This is a genomic window from Paenibacillus sp. FSL L8-0644, from assembly GCF_038008165.1.
Taxonomy (GTDB): domain Bacteria; phylum Bacillota; class Bacilli; order Paenibacillales; family Paenibacillaceae; genus Paenibacillus; species Paenibacillus polymyxa_D.
In genome coordinates this window covers 115,001-127,416 of record NZ_JBBOYN010000001.1, presented here as the reverse complement: position 1 = coordinate 127,416, position 12,416 = coordinate 115,001, and the positions used below count along the sequence as shown (strand labels likewise).

General features: G+C 46.2%; 9 protein-coding genes, 1 tRNA gene and 2 rRNA genes. All 12 read right to left on the bottom strand.

Going from position 1 to position 12,416, the window contains the following annotated elements:
• Positions 1–72: 72 nt before the first annotated feature.
• The 12 genes from NSS94_RS00485 to NSS94_RS00430 all read right to left on the bottom strand — a co-directional run bounded on the left by NSS94_RS00485 (position 73) and on the right by NSS94_RS00430 (position 12,073).
• The gene (locus NSS94_RS00485) at positions 73–1,149 is read right to left on the bottom strand and encodes a hypothetical protein (RefSeq protein WP_165150530.1); all 1,077 of its coding nucleotides are present in this window, start codon (positions 1,147–1,149) and stop codon (positions 73–75) included.
• 200 nt (positions 1,150–1,349) lie between these two features.
• A complete protein-coding gene (locus tag NSS94_RS00480) occupies positions 1,350–1,505 on the bottom strand; it encodes a small acid-soluble spore protein P (RefSeq protein ID WP_029514956.1) in 156 nt (51 codons plus the stop codon).
• A 72-nt stretch (positions 1,506–1,577) separates the two neighbouring features.
• Entirely contained in the window at positions 1,578–1,748 is a 171-nt protein-coding gene (locus NSS94_RS00475; protein WP_007428073.1) for a hypothetical protein, read from the bottom strand.
• A gap of 26 nt (positions 1,749–1,774) precedes the next feature.
• Complete coding sequence (locus NSS94_RS00470) at positions 1,775–2,116, bottom strand: hypothetical protein (RefSeq protein ID WP_029514958.1); 342 nt, start codon at positions 2,114–2,116, stop codon at positions 1,775–1,777.
• Positions 2,117–2,260: 144 nt separating this feature from the next.
• A tRNA-Ser gene (locus tag NSS94_RS00465) sits at positions 2,261–2,349 on the bottom strand.
• 89 nt (positions 2,350–2,438) lie between these two features.
• Positions 2,439–3,722: a serine--tRNA ligase gene (gene serS / locus NSS94_RS00460; RefSeq protein WP_025720034.1), complete on the bottom strand. Its 1,284-nt coding sequence runs from the start codon at positions 3,720–3,722 to the stop codon at positions 2,439–2,441.
• A 35-nt stretch (positions 3,723–3,757) separates the two neighbouring features.
• Entirely contained in the window at positions 3,758–4,324 is a 567-nt protein-coding gene (gene pdxT / locus NSS94_RS00455) for a pyridoxal 5'-phosphate synthase glutaminase subunit PdxT (RefSeq protein ID WP_340931149.1), read from the bottom strand.
• Between the two features lie 16 nt (positions 4,325–4,340).
• Positions 4,341–5,222, bottom strand: coding sequence for a pyridoxal 5'-phosphate synthase lyase subunit PdxS (gene pdxS, locus NSS94_RS00450; protein ID WP_025720037.1), 882 nt, complete (start codon positions 5,220–5,222; stop codon positions 4,341–4,343).
• 131 nt (positions 5,223–5,353) lie between these two features.
• Positions 5,354–6,742, bottom strand: coding sequence for a D-alanyl-D-alanine carboxypeptidase family protein (locus NSS94_RS00445; protein WP_029514963.1), 1,389 nt, complete (start codon positions 6,740–6,742; stop codon positions 5,354–5,356).
• Positions 6,743–7,078: 336 nt separating this feature from the next.
• Complete coding sequence (gene guaB, locus NSS94_RS00440; RefSeq protein WP_013308172.1) at positions 7,079–8,536, bottom strand: IMP dehydrogenase; 1,458 nt, start codon at positions 8,534–8,536, stop codon at positions 7,079–7,081.
• 346 nt (positions 8,537–8,882) lie between these two features.
• Positions 8,883–8,999 (bottom strand): 5S ribosomal RNA (gene rrf / locus NSS94_RS00435).
• A gap of 145 nt (positions 9,000–9,144) precedes the next feature.
• A 23S ribosomal RNA gene (locus NSS94_RS00430) occupies positions 9,145–12,073 on the bottom strand.
• Between the last annotated feature and the right edge of the window lie 343 nt (positions 12,074–12,416).

Sequence of the window (12,416 nt, the reverse complement as noted above, 5' to 3'; positions counted from 1 at the left end):
CAACATTAAAAGTAAACAAAAAACCGCCCGGCCTATGCCGAGCGGTTTTCTTGCAATCATGTTATCCCATACTTAAGGAGCAACAGTTTGCATTTTTTGTTGCAGTTGTTCCATCGTCAGGACTTGATCAGCTGTTGGAATACCTACTTTAAATGCTGCTTTAGCATTGATTTTGTTGTATTGCGTGTAGCCTGTTACAGACAATTTCACATTGTCTTTTGTAGCCGGATCATTCATCTCTACATTCGCATTCAGGTCTTGATACACAGGAATGTTATCCTTGTTCAAAGCTGTATTAATGTCAAACTGCTTCACTGTCAAGTAGTTTTTCAACTCATCCAGCTTTTTGCTAACTTCACTGGTGTTAGATTGCAGTTCTTTCTTCGCTTCAGCCAGCTCTTCCTTCTTCACTTGAAGCATGCTAGCATATTCGTCCTTAGACATTATATCAAGGACTTTAGGAAGCGCCTTAGTGATAAATGTATTGGTTGCTTGCTTCACGTTGTCGTTCGTTATTTTAAACTGAACTACTTGTTTAGCTTCAACGCCTTGTGGCAACTTAGCGTCTTTAGGATCAATATCAAAGAAGTACGTAGCTTGATCATACTCGTTCATAATCGCAGCGATCACTTCATTCGCAAATTTCTGCGATTTTTCTTGATCCATGGCTGCAGGGTTAAATTCTTGTCCCGATTGTTTAGCCAGTTCTTGTGGATCAATGATCAGGAATTTACCTACAACATCCTGTGGAAGCGGGTAAAATGGAATATTAGGAATTTTAACGTACAGTTTATCTTTAGTCATCACCATTGGAATCGTGAAGCTGGTGGAAAGATCACCTTTCAAATGAATGCCGAGCGTCATTTCAGATTGGAAAGGTTCTTTTTGATATACACCGTCCAGCGTAATGTCTGCATTTTTCAGCATACTGGTTATCATTGCACTTTGTTCACTTGGTAAAGTAGCGGATGAAATTGTCAGATCCTTAACGGTAAATTGACTTTTGGATTCATAAGAATTCAACTTCATTGCATTTGCAGTACCGGTCGTAACTGCTTCCTTCGGTTCTAACTTCTTGCTACAACCTACCAGGGCTACCGTCAAAAGCAACACCATAGTGAGTACCAAGACGGATAACTTTTTACTCATTGTGTAGATTCTCTCCTCTCGTAATTAACCCCTTTTTTTATGCTAACAAAAAAAATACACACCTCCTATTTTAACTCATATTCTCAAACAGCGAAACACTTATTGGAAAATTTTCTTACAATAAGCACAAAGACACCCTGGTTCTCCTAACCAGGGTGTACTATCGATGCAATATATTTTTAGGAGAAAGGTCTTCCTGCTTATGAACCTTCTCTGTTATGATGATCCACGTGATTCCGCTGTTTCACCTTCTTGGAACCAGATAACGGCTCCTGCTGATGACTACGCTCACGCTTTTCGTTACTTCCACCAGAATCCTGTGCTTCAGGGACAGGAATGGCTTTAGGCTTGCCCATTTATGCATCCTCCATTCTCAGTCTATATTTGTGGTACATCAACAAATCCGTTTATTACCATTAAAAATAGGACTATAGATGGTGTAGATCTTCTGTTTTATCGTGGTTTAGTGAATCCTGATGACGGCGATCATTACGATCCTGCTGCACTTGCTGTGCCTGATGACTATTCACTGGACGTTGCTCCAAATCATCAACAATGTTAGATAGGTTTTTATCCAGTCCGTTTTTGGCTTTTGTCATGTATCCTTCCTCCTCATTCCTTCATACTACGAATGCGTCAATGACTGTAATGTTTGGGCACATTGGTGAATATGCCGAGTATAATCGGACACCAGCTGTTGAATGATATCTGTTCGTTCATCTACAGACTGTCCATCCCGCTCTACATCGACTAAGCTAACCTGCACTTCCCGGGAATCTACATAAGTACATGCAAAATCAAAGGAGTACATTTGTCGGCCTTCTACCTCGATGTGGATTCGTATAGCCCGGTTGTCAGCTTCATCTGCCTGTACCTGCGATTTATCCCCTGAATTCAAAAGAATCGGCAGTTGTTCCTGCCAGGCCTCTACCAGCTTTTGCTGATCTACTGTCATTTCTCGATTCATGCCAGCACCTCCATATCTGATAACGTGTGAAAAAACCGAGCTTTTTATACAACAAAAAAACCATTCTCCACGATTCCTGATCATTAGCATCTAAAGGCTAATGTACCAGCTATCGTATTTGAATGGCTTGGTTTATTTAGAATATGGCGGAGAGGATGGGATTCGAACCCATGTGAGCTTGCACTCTAACGGTTTTCAAGACCGCCCCGTTATGACCGCTTCGGTACCTCTCCAGGTGGTAAATGGATAAAGCTGCTTCCCTTTTAAACATACTCAGGCGCAACAAAATTATTTTACCACAGAATTTCTAAGAATGCAATACTTACTGTTTAGGAGCAATAACCTCAATGCCTCGCATGTATGAACGCAGTACTTCTGGGATCACGATGCTTCCATCCTCTTGCTGATAGTTCTCCAAAATAGCAGCCACCGTCCGCCCTACAGCCAATCCTGAGCCGTTCAGCGTATGTACAAATTCAGGCTTCGCCTTCGAATCTGGACGAAACCGGATGTTCGCACGACGCGCTTGGAAGTCTTCTGTGTTTGAACAAGAAGAAATCTCGCGGTACATGCCACTCTCAGGCAACCATACTTCCAGATCGTACGTTTTGGCAGATGTAAAACCCATATCTCCCGTGCAAAGTGCCAGCACACGATATGGAAGTCCGAGCAGCTGTAAAACACGCTCAGCGTTATTCGTCATTTTCTCCAATTCCTCATAAGAGGTATCCGGGTGAACCAGCTTAAGCATCTCTACTTTATTGAACTGATGCTGACGGATCAGGCCACGTGTATCACGTCCTGCTGATCCTGCCTCCGAGCGAAAGCAAGAGCTGTATGCCACATAATATTTCGGAAGCTGTTCCGCATTCATAATCTCTTCACGGTGGTAGTTCGTTACCGGAACTTCGGCCGTAGGAATAAGATAATACTCCGTATCACGCAGCTTGAACAAATCTTCTTCAAACTTCGGAAGTTGACCCGTTCCATACAAGCTGTCCCGATTTACAATGTATGGAGGAAGCATTTCTTCATAACCATGCTCACTGCTGTGCAGATCCATCATAAAGTTAATCAGCGCGCGCTCTAATCTTGCTCCCAGTCCTTTGTAGAACGTAAAACGAGAACCTGTTACCTTGGCTGCTGCCTCAAAATCAAGAATGTCTAGATCCTGAGCCAATTCCCAATGCGCTTTGGGTGTAAAAGAAAACTCGCGCGGCTCCGACCAGCGACGGATTTCTACATTATCCTCTTCCGATGCACCTACAGGTACTGTTTCATTAGGAATATTCGGAATAGACATCACCAATTCGTCGATCTGAACTTCCAGTTCGCGTACTTGCTCATCTAATTCTTTGATACGATCGGAGACTTGACGCATTTCTGCAATAAGATCATCCGCATTTTCCTTATTCTTCTTCAACTTGGCTACTTCACCGGATACCACGTTCCGACGATTTTTGAGCCCTTCACTTTCCTGAAGTAACTCACGACGGCTTACATCCAGATCTGTAAAACCATTAATCAGATCCAGAGATTTCCCCCTGTTCTGCAAAGCTTTCTCAACCCTACCAAGCTCATTACGTAAAATCTTTATATCTAACACAGGTAATCCCTCCTACACTACAAACCTGACTTTCACTATTCGCGGACCATATCCACAAAATATTGATGTAACCGGTAATCGTCTGTTAACTCCGGATGGAAGGATGAAGCCAGCAAATGACCCTGACGGGCTGCCACGATCTCGCCGTTATACTCAGACAGCACATCTACTCCCGTTCCAACAGACTGTATTAATGGTGCGCGTATAAATACGGCACGAACCGGTTCCTCAATCCCTTTAATGTTCAAGTCTGTTTCAAAGCTGTCTCTTTGGCGACCAAATGCATTACGCGATACTGTAATATCCATGAGTCCCAAATGTGCTTCTTCCTGTCCTTGAATCGTTTTAGCCAGTACAATCAATCCTGCGCAAGTGCCAAATACAGGCTTGCCTTGATTGGAAAACTGACGTATAGCCTCTATAAAGTCATACTTGCGCATTAGCTTACCGATAGTGGTACTTTCACCACCGGGAATGATAAGACCGGACAGCTCATCGAGCTGTTCGATCTTCTTCACCGCTATACCTTCCGCACCCGCACGTTCAACGCTTCGTATATGTTCAGCTACAGCGCCTTGCAGCGACAATACACCTATTTTCATGCCGGTCCCTTCTTTCTTACCAACCACGATCCTGCATGCGCTCATGCGGTGCCAGTTTGGAAATTTCAATGCCTTTCATAGGAGTTCCCAAATTCTTGGAGACTTCTGCGATCAGCTTGTAATCCGTATAATGAGTGGTCGCTTCCACGATTGCCCGTGCAAACTTCTCAGGGCTATCCGACTTGAAAATACCAGAACCTACAAAGACGCCATCAGCGCCTAAATGCATCATTAACGCGGCATCAGCAGGTGTTGCTACACCACCCGCTGCAAAGTTAACCACTGGCAGCTTGCCAAGCTCATGCACTTCTAACAGCAGTTCATATGCAACTCCGAGGTTTTTCGCTTCTGCATACAGCTCGTCCTTCGACAAGTTTTGCACCTTGCGAATTTGACCATTGATAAAACGCATATGACGAACGGCCTCAACAATATTCCCAGTTCCCGGTTCACCCTTCGTACGGATCATAGATGCACCCTCACCAATGCGACGCAGTGCTTCTCCCAGATCCTTGGCTCCACAAACAAATGGAACGGTGAACTCCCGCTTATCAATATGGAAAACTTCATCCGCAGGTGTCAATACTTCGCTCTCATCGAGATAGTCAACACCGAGAGATTCCAGTACCTTTGCCTCTACAAAGTGACCGATGCGAGCCTTAGCCATAACAGGAATAGAAACAACCTTCATAACTTCTTCCACAATCGTTGGGTCAGCCATACGAGCAACCCCACCAGCTGCACGGATATCCGAAGGTACCCGTTCAAGAGCCATTACAGCTGTAGCTCCTGCTGCCTCTGCAATTTTAGCCTGCTCAGCGTTCATGACATCCATGATTACGCCACCTTTTTGCATCTCTGCCATACCTCTTTTTACACGCGAAGTTCCCGTTTCCATGTCGTTGCCTCCTGTAAGGGTTACGTTTAGATTCTAACTAAATATTTTACCGCACCAATGCCAAATACACAATCATTTCAAGCTGCAAAATAAGTAATGAAAAACAAGGTAGGTCGCTTAGCTCTGCTTATTTAGAAGAGATTCTTAATTCCTTGGAACAGATCTCCGAAGAAATCACCGATTGCCCGGAAAAGCATTCGGAACCAGCCGCCCTCTTCTACTGCTGTCGTAGTAACCAGATCAACGGTTTTCGTCTGCCCTTTATCCACACCGTCTGTCTTGTACGTGTACGTAATGGTTCCGACTTTGGCCCCTTGCTTCAAAGGTGCTACAAGAGAGCTTGCTGGTGTAATGTTCGTTGTAAAGGTTACCTTGGGATTGCTCGCACCCTTGGGTACGATAAAACTTACTGCATCTTTTGTAACGATCGGCACTTCTGTTTCCGTACCTTTGGTCACTGGCACATTCTCAACACCCTTAACCACCGTCTTTGGGGCAATAACCTGCTTCACTTCAAAATTATCAAAACCATAGTTCAGCACTTTAGCTGTCTCTGTAAAACGGTGTGCATCTGAATCAGCTCCCATAACTACACTGATGAGACGCATTCCATTGCGTTCAGCGGTTCCTGTAAAACAGTTGCCAGCATTGGCCGTATGGCCTGTTTTCATCCCGTCTAAACCTGGGTAAGCAAACTTTCTAAAGTTAGTAATATTTTTGTTTGCTTCCAGCATCCAGTTATAGTTAATAATCGGCGCCTTGTCAGTAGGACGGAATTTGTAAGATTGAATTGTCGTGAATCGTGTGTAATCCGGATGATCTTTAATGATGTAACCAGCCAGAGTAGCTGCATCTCTCGCTGTCATCACCGTTTCCCGGTCTGTATCCGGCTGGAAGCCTTTCGGCATATCACCACGGTCCAAACCAGTCGAGTTGATAAAATACGTATTTTTCATGCCCATTTTCTGAGCTGTTTCATTCATTAGTTTTACAAAATCCTGCTCAGTTCCGGATACGCGTTCAGCAAGGGCTACTGTTGCATCATTAGCAGAACCTACCGCCATGGCAATATAAAGCTCTTCTACCGTATGTTGATCCCCTTGAGCCAAAAAAATACGTGATCCAATGCTCTTAGAAGCATTCTCGTTAACCGTAACCTTATCCGTCCACTTGAGTTTGCCTTGCTTAACCTGTTCAGCCACGATGTATTCTGTCATCATTTTAGTCATACTTGCTGGTGGAAGTGGCTCATCTGGATTCATAGACAGCAATACTTGCCCCGTGGAAGGCTCGATCAAAATGGCAGAACGTAGTGCCAGACTAGGGGGGTTAATAGAACCTGTCCCCGTAATATTGGTTGCCTGTGTTGCCGCTCCAGCTGCAAAAGTAGCCACGCTCGGATCGAAATTGCCTACAACAGGCAATGCCGACATATACATCATATTGAGCACCATGACTGCAGTCACGCTCTTTTTAATCATGCTGCGTTTTGTATTTTGCTTTAAATTGTTCGCTTTCAAATGAATACAAACTCCTCTCGTACCTCAACCCGATCCGTTATGTACAACGAGACGGTGGTTACAGCCTCTACTTGGCCAATGTAATTAATGTTTTAGTGTTAAAATCCAGTTTCATTTCGTTTTATTTCGTTTTCTTAGTTGTATCCTGTCATGAGCATTTTCTGCTCGAATCTTCTTTACTGGTAGGAATCATCCAAAAGACCTACGTGCCCTAATTCGTCAATAATTTCGTCATAAAGGCGGACACTTGTCTATTCTATCACAGGGGTATCTCTAAAAAAAGACAGGCAGAGCGAAATACGCTCTGCCTGTCGTCAAGTCTACTACAGCCGAACTTTATAGAGAGTAGTTTGGTGCTTCTTTCGTAATTTGCACATCATGCGGATGGCTCTCACGCAGACCAGCACCTGTAATACGGATAAAGCTTGTATCGTTACGAAGCTCCTCAATATTAGCTGTACCGCAATAACCCATACCGGAACGAAGACCGCCCAACAGCTGATGGACAGTGTCGGAAAGTGGTCCTTTATAAGCAACGCGTCCTTCAATGCCTTCCGGTACCAATTTCTTGTCGTCATCTTGGAAATAACGATCTTTACTACCTTGCTTCATCGCAGCCATAGAGCCCATACCACGATATACTTTAAAGCGGCGTCCTTGATAAATTTCAGATTCGCCCGGGCTTTCTTCCGTACCTGCAAAAAGACTTCCCAGCATTACCGCAGAAGCGCCTGCCGCAATGGCCTTTGTAATTTCACCGGAGTATTTAATACCGCCGTCTGCAATAATCGGAATATTATATTCACGTGCTACTGTTGCACAATCATAAATTGCTGTTACTTGTGGAACACCTATCCCTGCGATTACGCGTGTTGTACAGATGGAGCCTGGACCAATACCGACTTTTACGACCGATGCTCCTGCTTCAATCAATTCGCGCGTTCCGTCTCCAGTAGCTACATTACCTGCTACAATCGTCAGATCAGGATAAGCTTCACGCAGCTTGCGGACCGCTTCAATGATGTTAATATGATGGCCGTGAGCAGAGTCCACAACAATCATATCCACACCCGCTTTTACAAGTGCTTCAGTCCGATCAAATGTATCCTTGGAAATACCAACAGCCGCACCGACCAGAAGACGACCTTGTGCATCTTTCGCTGCGTTCGGAAATTGAATAGCTTTCTCAATATCTTTAATGGTGATAAGACCTTTGAGATAATTTTCATCATCAACCAAAGGGAGCTTTTCAATCTTATGCTTTTGCAAAATGACTTCCGCTTCCTGTAAAGTCGTACCTACAGGTGCAGTTACCAGTTCTTCCTTCGTCATGACTTCACTGATTTTAAGGTTAAAATCGTGAATAAAGCGAAGATCACGGTTAGTAATAATACCCACCAGTTTGTTTTCTTCGTTTACAACAGGTACACCAGAAATACGGTATTTACCCATAACTGCTTCAGCATCAGATACCAAATGATCCGGAGTCAATGAGAATGGATTGGTGATAACACCGCTCTCAGAACGTTTAACCCGATCCACCTCTACCGCTTGCTGTTCAATCGACATATTTTTATGAATAATACCGATACCGCCCTCACGAGCCATCGCGATTGCCAACACTGCCTCAGTAACAGTATCCATACCAGCACTCATCAAAGGAATATTCAGCTTTACGTTATCACTCAAACGTGTCGCCACGCTTACTTCTTTGGGCAGAACCACCGACTTGCGAGGTACCAGCAAAACATCGTCAAAGGTAAGGCCTTCCTTACCGAATTTATCTTCCCACACCAAGATGATCCTCCTTCAAATTGTTTAGTCTGTATTGGTCTTGTTGTCTGTCCGACATGGACAAATCAAGGCTCTCTGAAAATATATTATTGCAATCTTAGCAAAGCGGTATAGGGGTGTCAAGCCTTCAACAATAGCCCTAACCTTTAGTATTTCCCTGTACAAACAACTGTACTCCTACGGAGGACAACCTTTAAAAATAAGCGTTTTTAAGAGTAATAGCTATTCACAAGAGCGTATCTCTTCTTTGAATGCGCAGCATAGAAGCAATTATACAAGTGGTTTGTACCCTAATATACCAAAGAGGACCATGATCTCATTGAGATCATGGTCCTCTTTACTTGTTGCTTGGCGACGTCCTACTCTCCCAGGACCCTGCGGTCCAAGTACCATCGGCGCTGGAGGGCTTAACGGTCGTGTTCGGGATGGGTACGTGTGGAACCCCTCCGCTATCGCCACCAAACATGAATCTGCTGAGCAAATTCTTTTTCAGGAATCAGCATCGCCAAATGCTGTGTGTTCGCTTGTTCCATATAAGCCACTTGTGCTTATACAATACAAAACTTACACCCTGAAAACTGGATCCGAAACTTATTTGCGTTTTATCTTAGGATAAGCCCTCGACCGATTAGTATTGGTCAGCTCCATGCATTACTGCACTTCCACCCCCAACCTATCTACCTCGTCGTCTTCAAGGGGTCTTACATACTGGGAAATCTCATCTTGAGGGGGGCTTCACGCTTAGATGCTTTCAGCGCTTATCCCTTCCGTACATAGCTACCCAGCGGTGCTCCTGGCGGAACAACTGGTACACCAGCGGTACGTCCATCCCGGTCCTCTCGTACTAAGGACAGCTCCTCTCAAATTTCCTACGCCCACGACAGATAGGGACCGAACTGTCTCACGACGTTCTGAACCCAGCTCGCGTACCGCTTTAATGGGCGAACAGCCCAACCCTTGGGACCTACTTCAGCCCCAGGATGCGATGAGCCGACATCGAGGTGCCAAACCTCCCCGTCGATGTGGACTCTTGGGGGAGATAAGCCTGTTATCCCCAGGGTAGCTTTTATCCGTTGAGCGATGGCCCTTCCATGCGGTACCACCGGATCACTAAGCCCGACTTTCGTCCCTGCTCGACTTGTAGGTCTCGCAGTCAAGCTCCCTTCTGCCTTTGCACTCTTCGAATGATTTCCAACCATTCTGAGGGAACCTTGGGGCGCCTCCGTTACTCTTTAGGAGGCGACCGCCCCAGTCAAACTGCCCACCTGACACTGTCCTCGCACCGGTTCACGGTACCAAGTTAGAACCTAGATACGATCAGGGTGGTATCCCAAGGATGCCTCCCCTCAAGCTGGCGCTCAAGGCTCAACGGCTCCCACCTATCCTGTACAGATCGTACCCAAATTCAATATCAAGCTGCAGTAAAGCTCCATGGGGTCTTTCCGTCTTGTCGCGGGTAACCTGCATCTTCACAGGTATTAAAATTTCACCGGATCTCTCGTTGAGACAGCGCCCAAGTCGTTACGCCATTCGTGCGGGTCAGAATTTACCTGACAAGGAATTTCGCTACCTTAGGACCGTTATAGTTACGGCCGCCGTTTACTGGGGCTTCGGTTCATAGCTTCGCCCCGAAGGGCTTACCACTCCCCTTAACCTTCCAGCACCGGGCAGGCGTCAGCCCGTATACTTCGCCTTGCGGCTTCGCACAGACCTGTGTTTTTGCTAAACAGTCGCTTGGGCCTTTTCACTGCGGCCCCCTCGGGCTATTCACCCTACCGAGGCACCCCTTCTCCCGAAGTTACGGGGTCATTTTGCCGAGTTCCTTAACGAGAGTTCTTCCGCGCGCCTTAGAATTCTCTTCTCGCCTACCTGTGTCGGTTTGCGGTACGGGCACCTTCTCCTGGCTAGAGGCTTTTCTTGGCAGTCTGAGATCATGACCTTCGCTACTATAATTTTCGCTCCCCATCACAGCCCAGCCTTAACGATGTGCGGATTTGCCTACACACCAGCCTCACTGCTTAGACGGACATCCATCAGTCCGCGTCACTACCCTACTGCGTCACCCCATCGCTCATAGCGGATTACGGTGGTACAGGAATTTCGACCTGTTGTCCTTCGACTACGCCTATCGGCCTCGCCTTAGGTCCCGACTTACCCTGAGCGGACGAACCTTCCTCAGGAACCCTTAGGCTTTCGGCGGATCTGATTCTCACAGATCTTTTCGTTACTCATACCGGCATTCTCACTTGAATGCAGTCCAGCGCTCCTTACGGTACACCTTCAACCCGCATTCAACGCTCCCCTACCCCTGATGCAAGCATCAAGCCATAGCTTCGGTGGTGTGTTTAGCCCCGTTACATTTTCGGCGCAGAGTCACTCGACCAGTGAGCTATTACGCACTCTTTCAATGGTGGCTGCTTCTAAGCCAACATCCTGGTTGTCTGTGCAACTCCACATCCTTTCCCACTTAACACACACTTGGGGACCTTAGCTGATGGTCTGGGCTGTTTCCCTTTCGACAATGGATCTTAGCACTCACTGTCTGACTCCCGGAACTAAATCTATGGCATTCGGAGTTTGACTGAGCTTGGTAACCCTTGCGGGCCCCGCACCCAATCAGTGCTCTACCTCCACGATTCTTCTTTCCGAGGCTAGCCCTAAAGCTATTTCGGGGAGAACCAGCTATCTCCGGGTTCGATTGGAATTTCTCCGCTACCCCCACCTCATCCCCGCATTTTTCAACATGCGTGGGTTCGGGCCTCCAGTGCGTGTTACCGCACCTTCACCCTGGACAGGGGTAGATCACCCGGTTTCGGGTCTACGTCCACGTACTCAAGTCGCCCTATTCAGACTCGCTTTCGCTGCGGCTTCAGCTCTTCACCTTAACCTTGCACGGGAACGTAACTCGCCGGTTCATTCTACAAAAGGCACGCCATCACCCATAAATAGGGCTCTGACTTCTTGTAAGCACACGGTTTCAGGATCTATTTCACTCCCCTTCCGGGGTGCTTTTCACCTTTCCCTCACGGTACTGCTTCACTATCGGTCGCCAGGGAGTATTTAGCCTTGGCAGATGGTCCTGCCGGATTCATACGGGGTTTCACGTGCCCCGCACTACTCGGGATCCGTCTCGGAGAGAACAAGTTTTGAACTACAGGGCTTTTACCTTCTCTGGCGGGCCTTTCCAGACCTCTTCATCTAACCGGTTCCTTTGTAACTCCATGTGAGACGTCCCACAACCCCAAGGAGCAAGCTCCTTGGTTTGGGCTAATCCGCGTTCGCTCGCCGCTACTGACGGAATCACTATTGTTTTCTCTTCCTCAGGGTACTTAGATGTTTCAGTTCCCCTGGTCTGCCTCTATTCTGCCTATGTATTCAGCAGAAAGTGACTGTCGATGAAGACAGCCGGGTTTCCCCATTCGGACATCCCCGGATCAAAGCTTGCTTACAGCTCCCCGAGGCTTTATCGTTGTTCGCCACGTCCTTCGTCGGCTCCTGGCGCCTAGGCATCCTCCGTGTGCTCTTTGTAGCTTAACCTAGACTTTTCTTTGATAAAAGAAAATGTCGATGTTCGATAAAGAATGATTTTTGCCAAAGGCAAAAGATCTTTCCTTATCTGCTACCTTTATTTCACTTGTTTACACAAGATCAGCTTAAAGGAATATTCTAAAACGCAATTTCGTTTCGGTATCCAGTTTTCAAGGTGCAATTCGCTTCATCGAAGCGAAACCCGATGAATATTTCGGTTCCACACGAATGTGTGAATGAAGTATTCGTCGAAGCTTGAGAGTTTGAGCTCTCAAAACTGAGCAACGAGTGAGTAACAGGCCTAAACCTGAGTTTTGAAGCTTACGCTTCATATTTGAATGTTTCCATCGCA